The sequence below is a fragment of the Microbacterium sp. genome, from assembly GCF_041641055.1.
Taxonomy (GTDB): domain Bacteria; phylum Actinomycetota; class Actinomycetes; order Actinomycetales; family Microbacteriaceae; genus Microbacterium.
Map to the genome: position 1 here is coordinate 1 of NZ_JBEPZB010000024.1, position 22,793 is coordinate 22,793.

The 22,793-nt window shown below is 64.4% G+C and carries 24 protein-coding genes; 20 read left to right on the forward strand and 4 right to left on the reverse strand.

Features of this window, described 5'->3' with window-relative positions; genetic code table 11:
- The 10 genes from rpmA to ACESK8_RS13745 all read left to right on the forward strand — a co-directional run.
- On the forward strand, positions 1-211 hold a 211-nt coding region (gene rpmA, locus ACESK8_RS13700), incomplete at its 5' end, for a 50S ribosomal protein L27 (RefSeq protein WP_372969114.1).
- 105 nt (positions 212-316) lie between these two features.
- The gene (obgE, locus tag ACESK8_RS13705) at positions 317-1,819 is read left to right on the forward strand and encodes a GTPase ObgE (RefSeq protein ID WP_372969115.1); all 1,503 of its coding nucleotides are present in this window, start codon (positions 317-319) and stop codon (positions 1,817-1,819) included.
- A complete protein-coding gene (proB, locus tag ACESK8_RS13710) occupies positions 1,816-2,601 on the forward strand; it encodes a glutamate 5-kinase (RefSeq protein WP_372969116.1) in 786 nt (261 codons plus the stop codon). Before obgE ends, proB begins: the two co-directional genes overlap by 4 nt.
- A gap of 9 nt (positions 2,602-2,610) precedes the next feature.
- Positions 2,611-3,864: a glutamate-5-semialdehyde dehydrogenase gene (locus tag ACESK8_RS13715; protein ID WP_372969117.1), complete on the forward strand. Its 1,254-nt coding sequence runs from the start codon at positions 2,611-2,613 to the stop codon at positions 3,862-3,864.
- A 66-nt stretch (positions 3,865-3,930) separates the two neighbouring features.
- Positions 3,931-4,155 carry a hypothetical protein gene (locus ACESK8_RS13720; protein ID WP_372969118.1) on the forward strand — a complete coding sequence of 75 codons (225 nt, stop codon included), beginning with the start codon at positions 3,931-3,933 and terminating at the stop codon, positions 4,153-4,155.
- A 6-nt stretch (positions 4,156-4,161) separates the two neighbouring features.
- Positions 4,162-4,764 carry a nicotinate-nucleotide adenylyltransferase gene (gene nadD / locus ACESK8_RS13725; protein WP_060927361.1) on the forward strand — a complete coding sequence of 201 codons (603 nt, stop codon included), beginning with the start codon at positions 4,162-4,164 and terminating at the stop codon, positions 4,762-4,764.
- The gene (locus tag ACESK8_RS13730; RefSeq protein ID WP_372969119.1) at positions 4,761-6,068 is read left to right on the forward strand and encodes a hypothetical protein; all 1,308 of its coding nucleotides are present in this window, start codon (positions 4,761-4,763) and stop codon (positions 6,066-6,068) included. Before nadD ends, ACESK8_RS13730 begins: the two co-directional genes overlap by 4 nt.
- Positions 6,068-6,448 (forward strand): ribosome silencing factor, encoded by a 381-nt coding sequence (rsfS, locus tag ACESK8_RS13735; RefSeq protein WP_060927363.1) that lies wholly within the window; start codon positions 6,068-6,070, stop codon positions 6,446-6,448. The genes ACESK8_RS13730 and rsfS overlap by 1 nt, the downstream gene beginning before the upstream one ends.
- Before the next feature lies 1 nt (position 6,449).
- Complete coding sequence (locus tag ACESK8_RS13740; protein ID WP_372969120.1) at positions 6,450-7,139, forward strand: SDR family oxidoreductase; 690 nt, start codon at positions 6,450-6,452, stop codon at positions 7,137-7,139.
- Between the two features lie 102 nt (positions 7,140-7,241).
- Complete coding sequence (locus tag ACESK8_RS13745; RefSeq protein WP_060927365.1) at positions 7,242-7,526, forward strand: hypothetical protein; 285 nt, start codon at positions 7,242-7,244, stop codon at positions 7,524-7,526.
- 55 nt (positions 7,527-7,581) lie between these two features.
- On the opposite strand, the gene ACESK8_RS13750 is transcribed toward ACESK8_RS13745, so the two are convergent.
- The 4 genes from ACESK8_RS13750 to ACESK8_RS13765 all read right to left on the reverse strand — a co-directional run bounded on the left by ACESK8_RS13750 (position 7,582) and on the right by ACESK8_RS13765 (position 11,779).
- On the reverse strand, positions 7,582-7,761 hold the full coding sequence (locus ACESK8_RS13750) for a hypothetical protein (protein ID WP_372969121.1): 180 nt from the start codon (positions 7,759-7,761) through the stop codon (positions 7,582-7,584).
- Between the two features lie 101 nt (positions 7,762-7,862).
- Positions 7,863-8,975 carry an AI-2E family transporter gene (locus tag ACESK8_RS13755; RefSeq protein ID WP_372969122.1) on the reverse strand — a complete coding sequence of 371 codons (1,113 nt, stop codon included), beginning with the start codon at positions 8,973-8,975 and terminating at the stop codon, positions 7,863-7,865.
- A 188-nt stretch (positions 8,976-9,163) separates the two neighbouring features.
- Positions 9,164-10,465 (reverse strand): tyrosine--tRNA ligase, encoded by a 1,302-nt coding sequence (gene tyrS, locus ACESK8_RS13760; RefSeq protein WP_372969123.1) that lies wholly within the window; start codon positions 10,463-10,465, stop codon positions 9,164-9,166.
- Positions 10,466-11,332: 867 nt separating this feature from the next.
- Positions 11,333-11,779, reverse strand: coding sequence for a hypothetical protein (locus tag ACESK8_RS13765; protein ID WP_372969124.1), 447 nt, complete (start codon positions 11,777-11,779; stop codon positions 11,333-11,335).
- Between the two features lie 339 nt (positions 11,780-12,118).
- On the opposite strand from ACESK8_RS13765, the gene ACESK8_RS13770 reads away from it, so the two are divergent.
- The 10 genes from ACESK8_RS13770 (at position 12,119) to ACESK8_RS13815 (ending at position 22,749) form a co-directional block, all read left to right on the forward strand.
- Positions 12,119-14,014: a hypothetical protein gene (locus ACESK8_RS13770; protein ID WP_372969125.1), complete on the forward strand. Its 1,896-nt coding sequence runs from the start codon at positions 12,119-12,121 to the stop codon at positions 14,012-14,014.
- 9 nt (positions 14,015-14,023) lie between these two features.
- Entirely contained in the window at positions 14,024-14,833 is an 810-nt protein-coding gene (locus tag ACESK8_RS13775) for a hypothetical protein (RefSeq protein ID WP_372969126.1), read from the forward strand.
- A gap of 94 nt (positions 14,834-14,927) precedes the next feature.
- Positions 14,928-15,548, forward strand: coding sequence for a hypothetical protein (locus tag ACESK8_RS13780; protein ID WP_372969127.1), 621 nt, complete (start codon positions 14,928-14,930; stop codon positions 15,546-15,548).
- A 973-nt stretch (positions 15,549-16,521) separates the two neighbouring features.
- Positions 16,522-17,820, forward strand: coding sequence for a type IV secretory system conjugative DNA transfer family protein (locus ACESK8_RS13785; protein ID WP_372969128.1), 1,299 nt, complete (start codon positions 16,522-16,524; stop codon positions 17,818-17,820).
- An 813-nt stretch (positions 17,821-18,633) separates the two neighbouring features.
- Positions 18,634-19,008 (forward strand): hypothetical protein, encoded by a 375-nt coding sequence (locus ACESK8_RS13790; RefSeq protein WP_372969129.1) that lies wholly within the window; start codon positions 18,634-18,636, stop codon positions 19,006-19,008.
- Positions 19,005-19,304: a hypothetical protein gene (locus tag ACESK8_RS13795; RefSeq protein WP_372969130.1), complete on the forward strand. Its 300-nt coding sequence runs from the start codon at positions 19,005-19,007 to the stop codon at positions 19,302-19,304. The genes ACESK8_RS13790 and ACESK8_RS13795 overlap by 4 nt, the downstream gene beginning before the upstream one ends.
- 67 nt (positions 19,305-19,371) lie before the next feature.
- Complete coding sequence (locus tag ACESK8_RS13800) at positions 19,372-19,698, forward strand: hypothetical protein (RefSeq protein WP_372969131.1); 327 nt, start codon at positions 19,372-19,374, stop codon at positions 19,696-19,698.
- A 558-nt stretch (positions 19,699-20,256) separates the two neighbouring features.
- On the forward strand, positions 20,257-20,700 hold the full coding sequence (locus ACESK8_RS13805; protein ID WP_372969132.1) for a barstar family protein: 444 nt from the start codon (positions 20,257-20,259) through the stop codon (positions 20,698-20,700).
- 138 nt (positions 20,701-20,838) lie between these two features.
- On the forward strand, positions 20,839-21,309 hold the full coding sequence (locus ACESK8_RS13810; protein ID WP_372969133.1) for a hypothetical protein: 471 nt from the start codon (positions 20,839-20,841) through the stop codon (positions 21,307-21,309).
- Between the two features lie 735 nt (positions 21,310-22,044).
- The gene (locus tag ACESK8_RS13815; RefSeq protein WP_372969134.1) at positions 22,045-22,749 is read left to right on the forward strand and encodes a hypothetical protein; all 705 of its coding nucleotides are present in this window, start codon (positions 22,045-22,047) and stop codon (positions 22,747-22,749) included.
- Positions 22,750-22,793 lie beyond the last annotated feature (44 nt).

Below are 22,793 nucleotides of genomic sequence, written 5' to 3' on the forward strand. Positions count from 1 at the left end.
CAACGCTCAGCGACTTGGCGTCAAGCGCTTCGGTGGACAGCAGGTTCTCGCCGGCGAGATCATCGTCCGCCAGCGCGGCACGCACTTCCACCCCGGCGTGAACGTCGGCCGTGGTGGCGACGACACGCTGTTCGCTCTGGCCGCCGGTGCGGTCCAGTTCGGCGCGAAGGGCGGCCGCAAGGTCGTCAACATCGTCGCCGCTGCTGAGTGATCACAGCACGACAACAGTCATCCGATTCGGGGCGGGCTTCGGCCCGTCCCGAATCTGCGTTTAGGCCGAGACTCGTCACGGCCGACATCTAGTGAGGAGAGAGACATGGTCAGCTTCGTCGACACCGTGACGCTTCATCTGCGTGCGGGCAAGGGCGGCAACGGCTGTGTCTCTGTGCACCGCGAGAAGTTCAAGCCGCTCGGCGGCCCCGACGGCGGCAACGGCGGCGACGGCGGCGACGTCGTGCTCGTCGCCGACACGCAGACGGGAACGCTGCTCTCATACCACCACTCTCCGCACCGCAGCTCCGGCAACGGCGGCCCCGGCATGGGCGACCACCGTGCCGGCTTCATGGGCGAGGACCTCGAACTCCCCGTCCCCGTCGGCACCGTGGTGAAGAACGCGGCCGGTGAGGTGCTGATCGACCTGATCGAGCCCGGCGAGCGGTTCGTCGTCGCCAAGGGCGGACACGGCGGCCTCGGCAATGCCGCGCTGGCCACACCGAAGCGCAAGGCGCCTGGTTTCGCACTGCTCGGCACCCCCGGGGTCGAGACCGACGTCGTCCTCGAGCTCAAGACCGTCGCCGACGTGGCCCTGGTCGGCTACCCGTCGGCGGGCAAGTCGAGCCTGATCGGCGCGATCTCCGCCGCGCGCCCCAAGATCGCCGACTACCCGTTCACGACGCTGCACCCGAATCTCGGTGTCGTCCAGGCGGGCGACTCGCGGTACACCGTCGCCGACGTGCCGGGTCTCATCGAAGGCGCGAGCGAGGGACGAGGTCTCGGACTCGAGTTCCTCCGGCATGTCGAGCGCTGCACCGCGCTGCTGCACGTCCTCGACTGCGCGACGCTCGAGTCGGGCCGTGACCCGATCTCCGACCTCGACGTGATCCTCGGTGAGCTGGCCGCCTATGAGGTCCCGGAAGGGCAGACTCCGCTTCTGGAGCGCCCGCAGCTCATCGCTCTGAACAAGATCGACGTGCCGGAGGCCCGCGAGCTGGCCGACCTCGTGCGTCCCGACCTTGAGGCTCGAGGCTTCCGCGTCTTCGACATCTCCACGATCTCGCACGAGGGGCTGCGTCCTCTCACCTACGCCCTCGGGGAGATCGTCGACAAGCACCGTGCCGAGCTCGCCGCCAACGAGGTCCCGCGCGAGCGCGTCGTCCTCCGCCCGCGTGGCCCCAAGAAGGGCTTCGAGATCCGCGTCGAGGGCGGAAGCTACGGCAACGTCTACCGCATTCTCGGCGAGAAGCCGGTGCGCTGGGTCCAGCAGACCGACTTCCAGAACGAGGAGGCCGTGGGCTACCTCGCGGACCGGCTCGAGAAGCTGGGCGTCGAGGACGAGCTCTTCCGCCTGGGCGCGGTGCAGGGCTCGACCGTCGTGATCGGCGAGGGCGACAGCATCGTCTTCGACTGGGAGCCGACCATGACCTCGGCGGCCGAGCTGATGACCGCGCCGCGAGGCACTGACCCGCGTCTGGCGCCCAACAGCCGTCGCACCACCTCCGAGCGTCGTGAGACGTACTACGAGCGCATGGATGCCAAGGCCGAGGCTCGCGCCGAGGTCGAGGCTCAGCGACGCGCGGCGTACCGCGAGGAAGGCGAGTGACCGCCCGCACCAGGGCGGATCTCGCGACCGCTTCCCGGATCGTGGTGAAAGTCGGGTCCTCGTCGATCAGCGGCGAGTCCTCCTGGCGCATCCCGGTGCTGGTCGAGGCCCTGGCCGCGGCGCACGCACGCGGCGCTGAGGTCATCCTCGTCTCGTCCGGCGCGATCGCCACCGGCATACCCTTCCTGCGCCTGGACGCGAGGCCCACAGACCTCGCCACGCAGCAGGCCGCCGCGGCAGTGGGACAGAACATCCTCGTGTATCGGTACCAGGAGTCGCTGCGCCCGTACGACATCGTCGCAGGACAGGTTCTCCTCACCACCGGCGACCTCGAGAACCCGACCTCGCGCAGCAACGCGCGCCGCGCCATGGAGCGCCTGCTCGGTCTGCGAATCCTTCCGATCGTCAACGAGAACGACACCGTGGCGACGCAGGAGATCCGGTTCGGCGACAACGACCGTCTCGGGGCGCTCGTCGCACAGCTCATCGAGGCCGACGCGCTCGTGCTCCTCAGCGACATCGAGTCGCTGTACACCAAGCCGCCGTCCGACCCGACTGCCGAGCCGATCGATGTGGTCGCACCGGACGCCGACCTCTCGGGGCTCGAGTTCGGATCGACCGTCGTGAACAGCGTCGGCACCGGGGGAGCGGCGACCAAGGTCTCGGCCGCGCGCCTGGCGGCAGCCTCCGGCATCGGAGTGCTGGTGACGAGCGCCGACCTCGTCGAACAGGCACTGTCGGGCGCCGAAATAGGAACCTGGTTCGAGCCCGCGCTCTCCTAGACTGGGCGGATGACCGACCAGACCCCGCAGGTGCGCTTGGAACGCGCCAAAGAGGCCTCCCGAGCCACTGCCGCGCTCACCAGCGATGACAAGGGCCGTGCGCTCGAGGCGATCGCGGTCGCACTGGAGGAGAATGCTCCAGCGGTGATCGAGGCGAACGGTCGCGACATCGCTCGCGGGCAGGCCGACGGCATCGGCGATTCGCTGATCGATCGGCTGCGACTCGACGCGAAGCGCGTCGCGGCGCTCGCATCGGCGGTGCGAGAGGTCGCCGCGCTGCCGGATCCGGTCGGACGTGTGGTCGGAGGGCATCGGATGCCCAACGGCGTCGCGCTCGAGCAGGTGCGCGTGCCCTTCGGCGTGGTGGGGGCGATCTACGAGGCGCGTCCGAACGTCACGGTCGACATCGCCGCCCTCGCGCTGCGTTCCGGCAACGCCGTCGTCCTGCGGGGAGGCAGCGCGGCTCGGGATTCGAACTCCGTCCTGGTGCAGATCATGCGAGATGCGCTGCAGAGCGCGGGCGTCACGCCCGAGGCCGTGCAGACGGTCGACGATTTCGGACGAGACGGCGCGAAAGCCCTCATGCACGGACGGGGACTCGTCGACGTCCTCGTGCCGCGCGGCAGCGCCGGCCTGATCGAGACCGTCGTGACGGAATCGACCGTGCCGGTCATCGAGACGGGCGCCGGGAACGTGCACATCGTCCTCGACGAGACCGCGCCGGATGACTGGGCGACCGACATCGTCGTGAATGCCAAGGTCCAGCGCCCGAGTGTCTGCAACGCGGTCGAGACCGTGCTCGTCCTGCGTCAGGCGGCGCCGCGTCTGGTGCCGCTGGTCGCGAGCGCGCTGCAGAGCGAGGGCGTCGCCATCCACGGCGACGACATGGTCGTAGGGCTCGTCACGAACGTCATCCCCGCGACGGAGGAGGACTGGGCGACGGAGTACCTGAGCCTCGATATCGCGATCAAGGTGGTCGACACGCTCGACGATGCGCTGGATCACATCCGTCGCTACAGCACCGGGCACACGGAATCGATCATCACCACCGACACCCGCAACGCCGAGCGCTTCCTCGCCGAGGTCGACTCCGCCGTCGTCATGGTCAACACGTCCACCCGGTTCACGGACGGGGCCGAGTTCGGCTTCGGGGCGGAGGTCGGCATCTCCACGCAGAAGCTGCACGCACGCGGACCGATGGGGCTTTCCGAGCTGACCAGCACGAAATGGCTGGCGCGTGGGGCAGGGCAGACACGCGCCTGAGGGCTAGACTAGGGGGCGCTGTGGCTCCTCGTGAGTCACGCCCGCCAGCCACGAAACGGAGTCAGGATGAATCTCGTCGCACAGATCGCGATGGCCGCTGCTGAAACCGAGCATTACGGCAACGTGCAGCTCGAGACGCTGATCTTCGGCGTGATCGCCATCATCGTCTTCGCCTTCCTCGGCCTCGTCACGCTGTCGTACAAGAACGTCGCGAACCGCCACTCCGCCAAGGCCGACGCATGGGCGGCGCAGCACGGCAAGGACGGCCACGAGGCAGGGCACGGCCACTAGGCCCCTATGAACGACACGACCTCGCGTCCGGCGCGCATCGGTGTGATGGGCGGCACCTTCGACCCCATCCATCACGGGCACCTGGTCGCCGCCAGCGAGGTCGCGCACTCGTTCGACCTCGATGAGGTCGTGTTCGTCCCCACCGGGCATCCCTGGCAGAAGTCGGACGTCACGCCGAGCGAGCACCGTTATCTCATGACGGTCATCGCGACCGCATCGAACCCGCAGTTCACGGTCAGCAGGGTCGACATCGACCGCGCTGGACCCACCTACACGATCGACACTCTGCGCGATCTCAAGGAACGGCGCCCCGACGCGGAGCTCTTCTTCATCACCGGTGCCGATGCCGTGGCGCAAATTCTCAGTTGGAGGGACCATGATGAACTGTGGGAGTTGGCCCACTTCGTCGCGGTCTCGCGTCCAGGACACGTTCTGAGCACCGACGGCCTCCCGAGCGACAACGTCAGCCAACTGGAGGTGCCGGCGCTGTCCATCTCGTCGACGGCCTGCCGCGCGCGGGTTCGCGAAGACGAGCCGGTCTGGTATCTCGTTCCCGACGGAGTCGTTCAATACATCGCGAAGCATCATCTGTATCGGAGCAAGGCATGAGTACATCGGATCAGCAGGGTCAGGGTCCGCTGACGCGAAAGCAGCTGCGTGAGATCAGGCTGACGGGATCCACGCCGGTCATCACGCCCGAAGAGGCCGCAGCGGCCGCCGCGCCGCCGGTACCGCCGCTTCCGCGCGCAGCCGAGCCGGTCGAGATCGCACCGGCTCCGACGCCGGAGCCGCCCGCATCGGACGAGTCGGATGCGGGGAACGGCGCTGTTCCCCTGACGCGTCGCCAGGTTCGCGAGCGCGAGCGCGTCACGACCGAGTCCGTTCCCGTGGCGGCCGAGGAGGCTCCTGCCGAGGAGGCTCCTGTCGAGGAGGCCCCTGTCGAGGAAGCTCCTGCCGAGGAGGCTCCCGTCGAGGAGGCCCCTGTCGAGGAGGCCCCTGTCGAGGAGGCTCCCGCCGTCACGCCGCTCCCGACACTCCCCGAGGCTCCGGCCCTCGTCACCGCAGTGCCCGCGTTCACGCCTCCCGTGCCTGCCGATGAGAGCGTCCCCGCCGACGACCTCGATGAGGACACCGACGCCGAGGCCGCCGAGGAGATCGACCTTCCTACGCCAGTGAGTGCGTCGGGCGTCGTGGACCACGACGAGACCACGATCGAGCCTCAGACCGCCGCGGTCGACTCTGGAGCCGACGAGCGCGAGTCGGAGCCGCTCGAGACCGCAGACGCGGCAGAGGCCGTCGCGGCACTCGGCATCGAGGTCGAGCCGCACGACGACGACGCCGTCGAGACCGATGACGTCCTCGCGGATGTGCAGGATTCCGACGACCAGGACGTCGCCGAGGGGGAGCGCCCCACGGTGAACCCGGCCTTCGGCCAGGAGCTGCTGAGCGACCCCGCCGAGGCGAAGAAGCCGTTCGTGCCGTCGTTCGACGAACTGCTCACGGTCGGCGACTCCACGGGCTCGCAGCACCTGGCGCCCAACACCCTGATCTTCACCCCGTCGGCGGGCGACGGTTCGCTGTCCGGCCCGGTCGCCTCGACCGGGGAGATCCTCGTGACCGGCTCGTACGAGCTGCCCAAGGGCCTCGGCTCGCAGGGTCACGCGCACGGCACCACCGACGGCAAGGATGTCGACGCCGTCCTCATCGACGGCGAGCTCGCTCCCGCATCCTCGCCCACGCCGATCGCCGCCAGTTCGGCTGTCAGCACCATCAAGCCCGCTGGCGAGATCATCCGACCGCCGGCCCCCGAAAAGGGCAACAAACTCATGCTCATCCTCGCGATCGTGGCGGGTGGTCTCGCGCTCGCGCTGGGCGTTGCCCTGATCGTCGCCTTCACCACGAATGTGTTCTGATGCAGTCACCTGAAACCGCCGAAGAGATGCTGCAGATCGCTGCAGACGCCGCCGTGTCGAAGGGTGGTGAGGACCTCGTCGCGCTGAACGTCTCGGAGCCCCTGCCGCTCGTCGACATCTTCCTGCTCGTCACCGGGAACAGCGAGCGCAACGTCGCCGCGATCGCCGACGAGGTCGAGGACCGTCTTGTCGAGGCGGGGCACAAGCGAGTCCGTCGCGAGGGTCGAGCGGAGGCCCGCTGGGTGCTGCTCGACTTCGGCGACCTGATCGTGCACGTGTTCCACCAGGAGGAGCGCGTCTACTACGGTCTCGAGCGGCTCTGGAAGGACTGCCCGGTCGTTCCCTTCGAGCTCGCAGACGCCGCCGCAGACCGCGGCTGACATGCGCGTCCACCTGATCACCGGTGCCGGATCCGGAATCGGCGCCGCGGTCGCGCGTCGCCTGCTCGACCGGGGTGATCAGGTCGTGGTGCTGGCGCGCGATGTGGGTCGCGCCAGGGAGATCACCGCAGCGCTGCCGGGTGCCACGGCTCTCGTCGGCGACCTGTCGCAGCCAGGACGCCTCTCGTGGGCGCTGTCGAAGCAGCCCCTGCCCGAGCGCATCGACTCGCTGGTGCATGTGGCCGGCGTCGTGGACCTGGGGCCCGTGGCCGATCTGCCCGCGAACCTCTGGGAGAGTCAGCTCGCCGTCAATCTCGTGGGCCCAGCCGAGCTCACGCGGCTCCTGCTGCCTCTGCTGCGCGTCTCGCGTGCACGCATCGTCTTCGTGAACTCCGGCGCAGGCCTGCACGCGCACGCCGGCTGGTCGGCCTATGCCGCCTCCAAGCACGGCCTGAAGGCGCTCGCCGACGCCCTGCGCTCCGAGGAGTCCGAGCACGGCGTGCGTGTCACCTCCATCTACCCCGGACGCACGGCCACGCCGATGCAGGAGCGGGTGCACCAGCAGGAAGGCAGCGAGTACCGGCCGGAGCGCTTCATCACGGCGGACTCCGTCGCGACGACGATCCTGACCGCACTCGATCTGCCCGACGACGCCGCGCTCACCGACCTGACGATCCGCCCCACCGGCTGAACGGTGATCCTGAAGCCTCTCCCTCTGGCTGTCAAGCCCCTGTGAGCTTTCGCCTCCGAGGCGCATGCTCTGAAGTGGGGAGAGAGTCTTGGAGGGAATCACATGTCCGGAGATCCAGAGCCGAGATACGTGCTGCATCGCGTCACGCCGTCGGAATGGGTGATCAACGATCGGCGCTATGAGGCGAGCGATCCGCGGCACGTGGTCGCTTCCGTCTACGAGTACGCCGACACCGAGGTCGAAGTCGTCTGGCTGCGTGATCTGCCGCTCGCGGTGCGATACACGACGCCGTACGAGGTGCTCGAGGAAGTGACCCGCGTGCAGGATTCCAGCAGGTCGACACGGCCCATCCCGATTCCGCACCTGCCGCCGCTGCTCGCGACCTGACGGTGTGCGGGGGCCGGGTCCGCGGACCCGACCCCCGCGAAGGCTCGTCCTGGACTCAGTCTTCCTCGGCGGGGTGCTCGGCGGCCAGGCGATCGGCAGCGACGCCGTCGACCTGGTCGGCATCCGCGTCCGTGTCGAGCACAGGCTCGCCGTCGACTTCGCGGTGCGGCACGCCGTCGACCTCTGCGTCGTCGTCGGGTCGGGGGACGAGCGGGGGGATCGGGTTGTTCGTCATCGCTGACTCCTCTCGTGTGATGTGCGCGCCACGATAGGACCGACTCCACCGGTGGGGGAGCGGGTTGACGTCCGCGCCGGTGAGGAGTAGCTCCTCACCTCTCAGACGGTCTCGGGGCGCTTCTTCCGGAAGGGACGCGCGGGGGTGTGCGGGCCATCCCACACCGTGATGATGCCCCACGCGACCGCGGCGATCGGCACGGACAGCACGGCCCCGACGATCCCGCCGAGGATGGTGCCGGTGGTCAACGCGAGCAGGATCACCAGAGCATGCAGCTTCAGCGATCGGGCCATCACGACCGGCTGCAGGAAGTTGCCCTCGAGCTGATTAACCAGCACCACGATGCCGACGACGATCAGTGCGGCGACCGGCCCGTGGGTGACCAGAGCGACGAGGGCTGCGAGGATGCCGGCGGCTGTCGCCCCGACGAGCGGGATGAACGCGGTCAGGAAGACGATCACCGCGAGCGGGATGGCCAGCGGGATCTGCAGGATCGCGAGGCCGATGCCGATGCCGAGGGCATCCGCGGCCGCGACGATCGAGGTTCCGCGGACGTAGCCGCCGAAGACATCGACGGTCTTGTCGCCGATCCGGCGCGCCCTGTCGTAGCTCGCGCCCGTGAACGGTCGGAGCAGGAACTCCCAGATGCGCGGGCCGTCCTTCAGGAAGAAGAACAGCACCACGATCATCAGGGCGAGGCCCGTGAAGAAGCTCGCCGTCGCCGACACCCCGGCCAGGGCACCGCGGCCGAACGAGGCGCTGGTGAGGAAGTCGCCGACACCCGCCCACACGTCGTCGAGGTCGATGGCGGCGATGTCGAAAGGCAGCGTGTCGAGCCAGGCGGTGATCTGGGTGATGCCGTCGGTGGCCGAGGTGATGAGGTCGTCCCACTGCGAGCGCACCGTGAGGACGATCACCCAGACGATGCCGCCGAGGATCGCGAGGATGCCGATCAGGGCGATCCAGGTCGCGAGGATCGAGGGCACACCGCGCCGGCGCATGACGGCGACCAGGGGATGGATCGCCGACGCGAGGATCAGCGCGATCGTGACGGGGATGAAGACGAGCGAGAGCTGCGTGATCACCAGGACGCCGACCGCGACGAGAGCGAGCACCGCGAGTGTCTGCAGGCTGCGGGTGGCGGCCAGGCCGAAGCCGCGTGACCACAGTCCTGGCTCGAGCGGCTCGAGTCGAGGAGCCGTCTCGTCATACATGGTCTGCGGTCGTCGGAACAGTCCGAGCACTGTGTCTCCCCCTCGTCGAAGGCCGCCCCGCTGATGCCCGGCGGCCTGGTCCTTCCTACCCGGGATGCCGGGACGATGGCAAGTCCCTGGCGCGGGAGGCATCGACCTGTGCAGGGAGCGGCTGCACCTCGACGTTGCAGCGGGAGGCGAATCGTCGTCTACACCGCGAGAGCGATGGTGAAGACACCGGCGAGGGTCCTGCGGCCACGTTTCAACACGGAAACAGAACCAGGGAGTGAACCGAGAACTGGTGTGTCCTCCCGGTTGACCCGGACACCATCGAGAGACACTCCACCCTGCGCGATGGCACGGCGCGCCTCTGACACGGAGGACACCAGTCCCGTGGCCATCAGCGCGTGCACGACCGACGTCCCCACGGGTAGTAGAGCGTTCGGAATCGCACGTAGTGCCGAAGCGAGTGTCTTCGCGTCGACATCGACGAGTTCTCCGTCGCCGAACAAGGCATCCGACGCGTCGATCACTGACTGAGTCGCCCTTGAGCCATGAACCAGAGCGGTCACCTCCAGTGCGAGACGCTTCTGCGCGGCACGACGGAACGGCTCGCTCTCGACCTGTGCCGCGTACTCCTCGATCTCGGCCCTGGTGAGGAAGGTGAAGACCTTCAACCGGTCGACCACGTCGGCATCATCGCTGTTGAGCCAGAACTGGTAGAACGCGTATGGGCTGCACATGTCGGCGTCGAGCCAGATCGCGTTGCCCTCGCTCTTGCCGAACTTGGTGCCGTCGCTGTTCGTGATCAGCGGCGTGCCGATCGCGTGCGCGGAGACCCCCTCAGCACGACGGATCAGATCCGTACCGCTGGTCAGGTTTCCCCACTGGTCCGACCCACCGGTCTGCAGCACACAGTCGTACTGCCGGTACAGCTCGAGGAAGTCCATCCCCTGCAGGATCTGGTAGCTGAACTCGGTGTAGCTGATGCCCTCGTCCGAGTTCAACCGCGCAGCGACCGCATCCTTCTTCAGCATCGTGCCGACCCGGTAGTGCTTGCCGATCTCGCGCAGGAAGTCGATCGCCGACAGCGGCGCCGTCCAGTCGAGGTTGTTGACGATGCGCGCGGCATTGTCGCCCTCGAAACTCAGGTATCGCTCGACCTGCGTCCGCAGGCGCCCCACCCACTCCTCGACCGTCTCCCGCGTATTGAGCGTGCGCTCCGCCGTGGGACGAGGGTCACCGATCAGACCCGTCGATCCGCCGACGAGAGCGAGAGGCCTATGGCCAGCCAGCTGCAGTCTCCGCAGAAGCAACAGTTGGACGAGGTGCCCCAGATGCAAGCTGGGAGCCGTCGGGTCGAAACCGCAGTAGAACACAACGGGTGGATTCGCCAAGAGGGTTCGTAGCGCGTGTCGATCGGTCGAGACGTGGACAAGTCCGCGCCAAAGCAGTTCGTCCCATACGTTCTCAAAATCGCGATCGTCAGCAAGCATGGAATGGATCTTCATCTTTCGTGTGGTGAACGGCAGATCGAGGCGACGCGCGACAGGCGGGGTTAGCGCACTTTCACTGCAACGGGCGACATAGCGGTATCTGCCGGCAGCTGAGCTCCGACAAGGAACACGGTTGGTCGAGCTTCTAGTCTTTGTTCCAAAGCATCCACTACGGCTGAGCGCGTGACGCTCATCAGCGACTCCGCGACAGCCCAGCGTTTGCGGTGCCCTGATTCAAATGGACCGCGTCCAACTAGGCAAGGTCGTGGGGAGATCGCATTCCGATGTATCACTGAACCCGCCTCGGAGTTGTCCGAAGTCGCATCGGTCGCGCTCATCAAAGGTGCCGCAGAAGGTCCAAGGCGGCGGGAATGCTCGAGTGACGGTCGTCTTCTTCGCGCCATGACAGCTGGTGCTTTCCGACAATTGCCGGAAAGGCGCCGGCTCCTCAGGCCAATAGGTCTCGCTTGTGAATGACTCGCACGCCCGACTTCACGAGCGATTCAGAGCGACGGTCTTGAATCCTCGAGGCACGGATAAAAACAAGAAAACCCGCGATCTCTCGCGGGTTTCGTTGTGGACCTGAGGGGACTCGAACCCCTGACCCCCTGCATGCCATGCAGTCTCATGGTTCGTCGCGAATCCCCGTGTTCCGCAGTGCTTGTTCGTTCCGACGTTGTGGTTGGTCGCGCCGGGCGGCGGTTGAAGACTTACTCAAGACTTGCGCGGAGCGGGGAGGGGCCGGCAGGCGGAGCGACGACTTCTGGACGGGTGGAACGATGACCGTACGGGGCGCGTCCGCGTCGTCGCGCTGCTACCTGGGACTTGACTCGGTGGGGTCGATGCCCACCCGACGTGGCGGCGGCGACCCAGACCCAGCGCCTATCGCATCGGTGGCCAGACAAAGAAGGCCGCTTCGCGGCCGGTGCCGCCCTGACGATGCTTCTTCGCGAAGCCGGTTCGCTCCCAGAACTCGTCGGCGTGAGAGAATGCGACGACCTGGCACGTGTCGAACTCCTCACATAGGAGGGTCAGTGCCGACCGTGCATACCCTTGAAATCGCGACTCCACTCGCGTCTCGATGCGGTCGATTTCGACGGTGCACTTGTCAGCGTCGAAATCGTCAAACTGCGGCCAGATAACGGCTGGGTCGAACACCCGGAGGCGGACAACGTCGAGCAAGCCGTCCCTTACCTGGAAGTATCGGACGTTGCGGCCCTGAGGCGCATCGGGTCGCGTCCACCATGCGTTAGTGAAGCTGGGAGATGGTTCAAAGGGCGTCTCCCGCGGGGCGGCGATGAGCTCCTCGAGGGTGAGAAGTCTGGTCATCGCACCAGCATCGCGCACGTGCTTCGGCGGCGCGAGCCTTCCTGCGGGAGCATAGCCATGTGCGCCTGCTGCTGGTTTCATACGCCGTCATGCGAGGTATGCGTTCAAGTAGCTCTGAGCGCAACCCCTCTGTGGAGTAACCGCGCCCCGCGATGAGGCAGCGACACTCGTCGTCGAACGCCGCATACTTCGCCGCCTTCGGCCGCTCGTGCAGCCGCGTGAACTTGCGCTGTCTCGTGTCGCAGTCCCGCCACTCGTTGCACGAATCGACCGTGCCACCTATGGTTGGCAGCGCCGTCTCATGACGAGGCGGTACCGCATGTTGCTCTGGGGGGAACAATGCAGGCGAAGACGCGCGAACGGCAAACGATACCTCGCTTTGTGCTCGCGGCCTTTGCATTGCTCTCCATCGTGTGTTTGACCGGGTGTGGAGCGGTGGTCGACACGCTCCTCGCAGTTAATCGTGATGGGTCAGGCACCCGCACGATGACGCTGTCGTTGAGCGCGGAGGACGCTGAAAATCTCGCCGGTGGCAGCACTGCGGCGGACGCGTCGATTCGCTCCCACCTTCCCGAATCGATGGAATATACCGGCATCACGACTGGCCCTGACGGCGCCCTGACACTGACTCTGACGCTCGCATTCGACAGCACTGCCGACTATGCCGATAAGGTCTCAGCTCTGCTGAAGGCCGGTGGAGACACGTCTGGCGCCGTTGACTTCGACGTTTCCGACTCAATACTCGTGTCCGGCGTCAGTATTACCGAGAGCTTCAGTTCTCAGTCGCTTCTTGGCTGGTTGTTCGACGGTCTGGTCGAGGACGGCATCGTCGAGTCCGGCAGCCGCGGTAACTTGTCGGAGCTCGGCACCACATCGATGACTTTCGATGGGGCAGACCTCGCTGTCTCGAGCGGATTCATCTCCGCAACGTCGGTGGAAGACAATGGCTTCACCGAAGTCGCGATGCATACCGATATTTCCGACACCGATACCATCCATCGGACCATCGACTTTGTCGGCGCTGGGGACGTGGACGCCGCCGTTTACGACGAGTACTTTGCCGAGCACACACCCAAGGGTGCAGACATTCGGCGTACCGACGGAACATGGTCCGTGAGTATTCAGGGCAACGCGGACGCCGTCGCGAAAGCGACGAGCGACGTGATGGGTTCCGAGTCTCAGTTCAGCTTGGAGGTCAAAAGCGCACAGGGGGACCCGGCATCGCTCGCGGTTTCGCTCGTGAACGCAAGCAGTTGTGAGAACGTTTGCAGCATTGACGCCCCACCGCTCGTCGACGACATCTCTGCAGCATCGGACATGTCGCCGGCTAGTTTCACGATGGACCTAGAAGCGGGGGAGACGGCCGAACTGGAGTACGTACCGGCGTTTACCTCGTTGTCTCAGAAAGTGACAATCGGTCTGTTCGGAGATGTCACATCTACCGCTCGCTTCTCTGTGCCGTCGGATGCTGTTGCGCTCGTCGGCGATGGGTTCATCGACTTGCTGGCTCCGGCCGCAGGCAGCGGCAGCTTGAACACTTCCGAGGTCGATGGACAGACGACATATGCCGTGACAGTCTCGGGAGGGTCGATTGACGAGTTCAACGCCGCGTACAGCGCATGGGCAGAAGGCGGCGGTCTCAGCTCGACATCAGCCGACGGCGGGAACATTTTCTGGGCGAGCGAGTTTTACAGCTTCACCCCGGCGGCGTCCTCGGTCATTGGCACCCACATCGTCGAGGCCCCTGACCCCGCGATACTCGAACTCCCTTTCGGCTCATGGGTGAGCGCAGGTTCGGCGGAGGCGTCTGGAAGCGGCATGGTCGAAGTTCGCTCCGCTGGATTCACGCTCGCGGGTCTCGTTGGCATGGGCACGCTCATGCTCGCTGCAGCCGCTGGCGTGTTCCTACTCGCGCGCAATCGTCGGGCGCTTGTCGCGCGTTCTTCGATTTCGTCGGTCGGAGACTCGGCACTAGCGAGCGCCCCACAGCCAACGGCTCAGCGCGCAAAGGACGTGGCGCAGTCGCTGTTCGCCCTCGTGGAAACGACTTCCACTTGGAGACCTGATGGGGCGCTGTTTGCGCAGCCTCGGTCTACGCGCTCCACCCCGCCCGGCGGCCTGTTCATGGTCCGAGCAGAGCCGTTGCGGTCAGTGCCTGCTTCCCTCATGGATGCTCAGTTCCCGCGCCGGGTGATTCATCGCACGCCGTTGACCTCACGAGAACCCGTCAAGTAAAGGAGCACGATGTTTGAACCCGGTACATCCGCCGATGATGCACATGAGACCCTGCCAATGCCAGATGCCGAGGCGCCCGTCGCACTCGCGCCGCAGTACCCGTTCCGCCTTATCGACGGTGAGCGCGTCATCGCAAGCTACCCAGTTGCCTCGGTAACGCGTCCACTCGGAAAGCTAGTGAGCTTTCTGTTTGTCACCGACTCGCGCGTCGTCTATGCCGCGGAAAGCAAGACCGCCTTTTCTTCGTCCACCGTGTCGAGCGAGTACAGACTCGACAAGGTGGATGGCATCCAGGCAGGACGTCATCGCGGCCTTGATGCTCTCGGTGCTGGCATAGCTGTGGCCATCGTGCTGAACGCCGCCCTCATCGGCGTCTTTGGGGCGTCCCTTGCCGCGTTGCTGGCGGGCGGCTCCAATGGATTGGGGATGTACACAACTTCACCCGGTGCCCAGGCGGCGGGCATCGTCACCGTTGCTTCGACGGTTGTGCTCGTCGCCTCATTGGCACTAGGCGCAGTGGTAGTACTGGCGTTGGCGCGCCCGCGAGGTTTCCTCGGCGTTCTCGCACCAAACGGGTTCGTATCGCTGGCGCAGGACAGAGACTGGCTCACCATTGGTGTCGTCGTCCTGCTCATCCTGCTCTTTGGTCCGCTCATCGGTGTCGCTTTGCTCTGCTGGGCGGGCGTTAGGGCATTGGGGGTGTTTCGCGCGTCCGACGCCTTCTTATACGCAGGCTCCGCAAACCTGGATGCCATCGCCTTCGATGCGGGCGCCGTCATCCTCGATGCGCAGGCTCGCGGTACGCTCGCCACGAGCTAGGCATCGCCGCAGGGTACAGGGTTAGTTCGTTTGCCATGAATCCACCCGACTAGGCTCAACGCATCCGCGACCACATCTCAGGAGAGAATACGATATGGTTCCGCACTCGTACGACCTCACTGTGTTCGACCATCCGGTGCACGTGTTGCCTCTTGGCTACATCGCCGATAGTGAGGGGAAAGCTGTACAGACCATCGGAGATTTCCGAGGCGGCAACAGGCGGGGGTTCATACTCGAGACTAAGTTCCGAGATTTCTTGAACGCTCTGCACCCCCAAGCAGTCGAGCGCGACGTTCCTCGTCCCGAACAGCAACTGTTGGTCGACATGGCGAACAAGCGTCTGGTGGCCCTGCTACCCGAAGGGGGCGCGCTGAGTGAGCTGGATGATGTCGTCCCGGTGATGCGAAAGGACTTGGTCATTGATTCTGACCTCGGCGACGGCGGCTATCGCGTTCGCGTAGGCGGAGACAAGACAATTGACCTCTCCGACCTGGCGATGCGGTTCGCACTGTTGGTCGACAGTCGCCGCGACCTGTCCACAATCGCCGCAGCGGTTCGCGAAGGACTGCTCGAGGACGCGTCAGATAGGGAGTGGGCGACGGAGGCTGAAAAAGTAACCGGGCGGACTCTTGACCAGCTGCTCGCTGATGCGGCGCTTGAGCTGATAGCGTCCTTCCGCAGCGCGGGCGCAGCAACTCTCGAGCCCACCGACTGATGGGTGACTCGTCAAGCTCCGGGCGGCCCAAGCTGCCTCCGGGACTCAGAAAAGTGGCCGCGGTTGCTGGGGTTGCGCTTTCGCTCGGTCAGCCTACGAGCCCCGTTAGCGCCCCTCAGGCTGAGGTTTTCGACACGACCGGTAAGGTAGTCCGCCAGGTCGCCTCGTCAACCTCCAAACGAGACGATTTGCGGAAGAATCTCGACAGCACTCCCCGCGAGAACTCCGCTGGAGCAGGCGGCGGTGGCCCTCCCGGTGGTGGAGTTCTGCCAGCTGAACGCACGGGGCCTTTCGTCGTTGACATCGTCAGCGCTGAATCTGGCTCCGCAAACGGCTCAGCGTATCCGATGCCGGGTTCACCCGAGCAGGATGAGGACCTGTCCGAGGCGGGGGCGGTCGAGAGTACGTCCATCCCCGGGAGTAGTGCACCGTCGGTTGAAAACTCACCGTTGGGGCGCGAAGAGGCGTCGGCCGTTGAGTATGAAGCCGGTCCCGAATCTCGGCGGCGCGATAGTGCGGGGACTGAGCACGGCCTAGGGCACGCTCCGGGTCAGGAAGCGCATGTGGCGCAGCACGGGGCGGATGATGCTGACCCCTCGCCGGCGACGGCGGCGCAACCCGCAGATGACCTGGCTCAGCGGAGCCTACCGACCCGCGACGAGCCTGATGCCTCACGTGTGGGCCTAAGTCCGGATGCGAGCGACGCCCAGCAACGAGCGCAACCGCACGCCGCAGACGAGTCCAGCAGCGAAGCGCCTGAGCCTGAGCCTGAGCCTGAGCCTGAGCCTGAGCCAGACGCGGAGGCAGGGGCTGAGCCTGAGCCAGAGCCAGAGCAGGCAACGGAGCCTGAGCCCGAGCCCGACGTTGCGGTCGAGGCGGAGCCAGAAGGCGAGCCTGACGACGAGCCGGCGCCGGGCGAGCAGCGTCACCAGGAGTCTGAACCCGAGCCCGAGGAAGAGTTTGGACCTAGCGGATGGTAAACGTAACGGAAGACATCGTCAGTGGCCTCACTCTTATTGATGCGGTTGGTCACATCGGGCCAATCCCGTGCGAGTTCGGAGTGCGCGGCGTAGGCGGAACCTCTGTAGGCATTACCGATGCGATGCTCGGTCGGCACGTTCTTTTCTTGGGCGGAATCGGAACCGGCAAGTCCGTCGGCATGCATTCACTCGTTCACTCAATACGCGCTGCGTTGGGGCCGGAGGACGTCCTCGTCTTCTTCGACACCAAGGGCGACTATGTGGACGCGTTCGGCCGCCCGGACGACGTCGTCATTGGTGCTACGCAGAACCAACATCGTTCAAAGCCGGTCACCTGGAACGTCTTCGAGGAATTCCGCTCTGTGCCCGCCGGACGGGACGTCGAGGACGAAATCTATGAAGTAGTCAACGGCCTGTTCGCCAACCTCTTGGCAAACTCCGGCGACAACGTGTACTTCGTCAGCGCCGCTCGGGACCTATTCGTTGCCTTGCTCACCGCACGGCTGCGTGAGTCCGACGCCCGCTCGAACGCGGACATCCGCGTCGGGATTGCGGGGATGTCAGTGACCGAGATGCACGAGATTCTTGACCGGTCAGGCAATGAAGACCTTCGTGGAGCTAAGCACTACATCGCCCGAGAAGGCTCGCCGTCCACGGGGGCTACGGTCGCGTTCATGCAGCAGGTGATTCAAGAGTCATTCCGGTCTTCGTTTGGTCGACCAGGAGACTTTTCAATCCGTCGTTTTCTTCGTGAGAAGGGCGGTCACGCCCTTTTCCTCGAGTACGACATCGCGTCTGGTTCAATGCTTAGCCCCGTGTACAAGACGATGCTGGACATTGCGATGAAAGAAGCAATGTCACGCACTCGCGCGCTCGGGCGAGTCGTCTTCGTGCTCGATGAGTTCGCTCTGCTGCCCGAGCTGACGCACCTCACGAACGGGTTGAACTTCGGGCGCTCGCTCGGTCTGCGTTTCATCGTCGGTTCGCAAAACGTCAAGCAGGTAGAGGCGATGTACGGTGCTGAGATGGCGATGTCCGTACTCTCGGCGTTCGGAACCGTCTTCTCTTTCCGACTGTTCGATGCTCCCTCACGTGAGTTCGTCCGGGACCGGTTCGGTCGCAATAAGAAGATTCTCCGGTTTGACGCCTCGGTCCGGGCAAAGGGAATCAACGAGTCCGTCATCGATGGATTCGTGGTCGAGGACTGGGACCTCTCGGCGCTCGCGGTGGGAACGTGCGTAGCCGCGACGCCGGATTCGCAGCCCGTGCGCTTCACGTTCGCCTACGGATAGGGGTGGAACCACCGCTCCCCGGGGCCGACACGTAGCGAATGAAGCGGATGCCCTCGTCGTGTGTGTCGGCGAGGGGCTGCGGCATCATCCAAGAGTGCTCCGCAGGCATGCACGAATCCCGGTTCGCCTCCGCGAGAGATTCTTGCCGTGGTGCATGTTGCGTCGCAAGTCCCGCTTCGCGGAGGGAAGGGTGCTGACCGTGCTCCCGCGTGCCGGTCGGCGAGTTGGTCGAACCAGTTGAGGTACTTCCGGAGTTGGGAAGTCAGGTAGACCGATTCTAAGTTAGGGCCGAAAGACGTTGTTCGACGCGGCCGCATCGCCGTGCCGCTGGACGAGTGACCAGTTCGGTGTTGCGTCGCGTGCTCGGACGGACTGGTTCATCATTTGTCGATGCGGCGCGGTATTCATCGCGCCCTCGGCGTTCGAGCTCGGCAGTTCGACTCGAGGTACTGCTCGTCCGGCCCTCGGGTACCGGCACGCACGTGGCTGGCGATGTTAAGGCCCGGCCGAGACTGCCTGCTGATTGACCCCAGCCCGTGGATGAATCGGGCAGCCGAGGCTGTTGTGGTTTCCGAGCTCCGGTAACTCGCCACGTAATATCGGTATTCTGTTCGTGGGTAAGATTTTGGTCGCACCGTGCGAAGGTGTCGGCACAGAGAGTCGGTTGCCGCGCATTCGTTACGCGGTTTTATCAAACTGCAATCATCTGCGTTGAACTGCGTTTCGAGACTTGCTTAAGTCCACGTTTATGGGCACAGTGACTGCATAAACCCGCCGTCGAAGTCGTCGGGTAGACGATTTCGGGGGAACCTTGTGAAGTCTCTGCTGCGCCGCGCATCGGCTGTGTCTGCATTCTTGCTAGTTCTCTGCGCCAGCTTCCTGAGCGCTGGCGCGGCATCCGCCTCGACGGCGGAGTTCGCGACTACGGATGTCTCGGTGCTCAGCTCGGCCGCGGACGTCAAGGACGCTGACGACGACACGATTCCCGATGTCGTCGAACGTGAGGTGTGCGGCACGGCGACGTGCGCGGTGGGCACGGAGGACGAGGATGCCGATGGCATCCCGGACTGGACCGAGGTGCTGTCGTGTGACAGCAATGTTCCCGGACACGGGCGAGCCCGGCGACGAGTTGCGCGAAACTCGCGGCTTCCAGCACGAGATAAAAAAGCTAAGGAATATTACTCATGAGCCATCCCGTTGAAGTGACGATACCGATGCTCCGCAGTGCTTTCGAAGTCCTTATCGGACACCTCGAGGATGCTGCAGGTGCAAGTGTGCTCCTCGACGCGGACTATTTTTGGTCCATCCCCGCCGACGACATCTATGATGTAACCAAGCCTCCAGGAGAATTGACCATCGGTCAACTCAGTGAGAGCGTCGATAATCTTGAGTCACTTATTTCCGACCCCGATTCCGCCATATCGTTCGCGCTTGTCTGGTTCGGCGACGTGGCCCGCGCCATCGGACATCACGTCGTGAGGTAGGCCTCACATGAGGTTGTTACCGTCGACTACGGGCTGATTCGACAGATTATGCCGAAATGATGATGATATGAACAGAAGTGCCAGCGCACGGGATAGGCGTCAGCTTCGCCTCGCGAGGGCAATACTCCGCGACTATGAGCTCGGGCGAGTCTCGCTACGAAAGCTCGTGTCGAACCTGGACGCCCTCTGGACTGAATTCTCTCTAGACGAGGCATGGACGAACCGATACCGGGAAGAATGGTTCTCGCTCGAGACGGCGCTCGCGTTGATGTCCGACGACGCGCAGCCCAGAGAGTGGGACCCCTCCTTGGAGCGAGCCGTCGGGGACGCGGTCCTCGCACTGGAAGACTTGTTGGCTCAGTACCCTGTCGATGACGACGGCGATGAAGATTAGTTTCATTTTGGGATACGAAAGGTGGACATGGAGTTCTTGCGCTTGGAGGAGGACGAACGACCTGCAGTCGCTGACGAGTCCGGACTCCTGACGCTTCGGCTCACGCGTGCCGAAGTCGCTTTTCTGGCTAGCGCCATCCGTGAGGCACTCGAGGCCCTGGATGACTGGGAGTTTGAGACACGAGTCGGCGAGGACCGCTCTTTCGCGGGCGAGTCGCTCAGTGTCTTGCTTAGAGCCTATGACGAAACCGGTGCACCACGGACTTAGCCAATCTTGAACGAACCGGACGTTCTAGACGAGTGGGAATTGCCTACACGAGTCGTCGCGAACAGTCGTTCGCGCGTGAGCCGCTTAGCTTGTATGTGGCTCTGCCGACTGCCAGTTGTATGGGGGCATATGAGGTGGGCTCTCGACTCGTTGCACACAAACCAATCGCCGACACCTGAATTCCCAATCACTGAATTGCGTTCAAACGAAGCGTTGGGACCCGACCCTCGGGTCGACACTGCTCGGAAGGTGCCGGGCCGAAGACGACTAGAGTTTCGTGAGGTGGACTGGATGACAACGTGGAATGACATCTCGGGAACCGCCTCGCCATGGGTGCACCGACTCGATGAGAGCTTGGTCGCGCAACTTCTCAATCGGGCAAGTGGTTGGCCCGGCACGGTCGTGACCCTTGAAGGAAGTCTCATGCGCACGGCGCCGACGCTCTTCGGAGTGTTCGCCAGCGCGTTCAAATTTCCCGACTATTTCGGCGACAACTGGGCGGCATTCCACGAGAGCATGACGGAGCTCGAAGCCATGCCTGCAAAGGGATACCTGACCGTCATACGGCGCAGCGAGCTCCTGCTGGCAGATGACCCCGCTGACCTTCCGACCTTCATCCGGCAACTTGGCAGCATCGGTCAGCACTGGTCGCGGTCGTTTGGTCTGGGGCCGCAATGGGGCGGGGGCGAAGTTCCGTTCCGCACGCTGTTCTCGGTGGCGGAGCCAATCCACTAGGCCCACCATCGGTGTCGAGCGCCCGCTCCGAACCAACTGGAAGGTGATGACTTGTCAAGGTGGACGGTGGGCAACCAGGAGAGCGTTCCGGTGGTGCGAGCAAGCGTGACCTATTCGCCTCTTGTGGCAGGACGCGCGATGAGCGAGTATCTCTGGCGCTTTGTAACTCGGGCCGACGGGAACGACCTCATCACGTTGCTCGGTGACACGGATGTTGCTCTCGACGGAGTGCCCTTCGACGAAGCGAGCTGGTACGACTGGCTATCGTCTCTCGACTGGGTTGTTGCGGGGCATGAGCCCCATACGGGCTCGGACGGTGTCGGCGAGTGGTGGGCGCACGAAACGAGACGACTCGAAGGGCCGCGAGAGGTCGATGGCGTGGTCCGTCGGGACCATGAGGTGACGGTATCTGAGGGTTTCCTCGCGATGACCGAGTACTTGTGGCGCATCGCAAACAGACCCGGGGGAAACAATATCGCGCGGGCAGTCGAGGCAGTTCGTATCGCGTTTGCTTCCGAGAACGCTGCTGTGGGGAGCGAAGTATGGCGAGACTGGCTGGATTCCATTGAGTGGATTCAGTCGGGGCGCCCCGCGCAGACAGGCGAATAGGTTCCGCGCCTTGGCGCCCGTGTGAAATGCGCGGCCACAATCGTCGCAGCGGGCCAGACCACCGGCACGCAGGGGTGGACCGACTGAGATGTAATGCCGCAAGTCGAACTGCACGGAGCCATTGCTCGGTAGGAGCGACGCAACTTCAACCTCGAGGGCGACTGCAAGTCGAGCGAGAACCGCAGACGGGCTCCATGTCCACTCGAGCGGGACGGCACACCGCGATTGTAGTCCCGCGGTCAGGTCGCCTTCACGCCGGTCGCGGAACTGGCGATTCCCGGTGTCGGCACGCCGGACTCCAACGCGGTCGGCTGAGTCGGAGGAGAGGTGGATGGCGGTGCGCGTCGGGGTCGATTTTGTGGCGGATAATGCAAGACCCAACGGCTGATGTTTTATGACGTGAATATGCTGATATTCTACCGACACGCCGTAGATAACACTGAAGTTTGCAAATTCGGCGCGGGGCGAGCACAATAGCTGCGAGTCCATCGCAAAGCAGCGAGGACGACGATTCCGGGGGGATTCTGTGTGGCTGCTTTTCCATAGGTCGCGTGTGCGCATTCCGCGCCAACTGCTCAGCCAATGTGTTGTCAGCGGGCCGTCATACTAAGGGTCTTTCCCTGACGCTCGCACGAGCCGCAGCCCTTCTCGGGGCTAGTCGTGCGCCATATCGTCCGTCTCATTTCGCGCCGCGCGAGGTCAGCCTCCGATGGTGCATGTCAGCTAGGAGTGATCGTGTCCGCAACGCCGTTCAGTCTCATGGGGCCCATCGATTCACTAATCCGCGCAGGCGGTTTATCGGGAGCCGAATTCGCGGGAACGACGCAGCAGATGCTGGAGCAGTTTTCTGTGGACCAGTCGTTAAGCGACCTGTGCGATTTTATTCTCAGCGATGACCAATTCTTAGAATCGATTGCTACGCGTTCAATTCGGCACCCTATGGGATTCGACAAAATTGTTCTCGGCCAGGGTGCGGACGGCACTCTGGTCAAGTTGGACGTCTGGTGGGAGCAAGATGCTGATTGGGGAACGATTCATAACCATCGATTCGACTTCTCGTCGCTCGTCCTAGCGGGTGAACTTCAAACCCGCCTGTACTTCCCCTCCGCGAAGGGGGAGGAGTACCGATTCCATAGCATCTCGATTCCATCTGCCGACCGAGATGAGGAGTGGCATGCATCCAGACTCGCCTTGGGATGGCTGGAAAGCATGCCCGTGAACGGCCGTTACACCATCGACAGCGGTACGTTCCACACTGCATCGTCGCCACTGGGCACGATTACGGCCACCCTTGTCGCTCAGTCTGCCCCCCGCAGAAGCTTTTCGCTGGCCTCCGACGGTCAGCCGCTGGAGCCCTTAAAGCGAATCAGCGCCGACGAGCTTTCCGCAAGGCTGCGCCGATTGAAGGCCCTAGGCGCTCGAGAGCTGATGTCGAACTAGAAGAGTGCGAATCTAGACGGCTCGACTCGCCGCGCGAAGGTAGG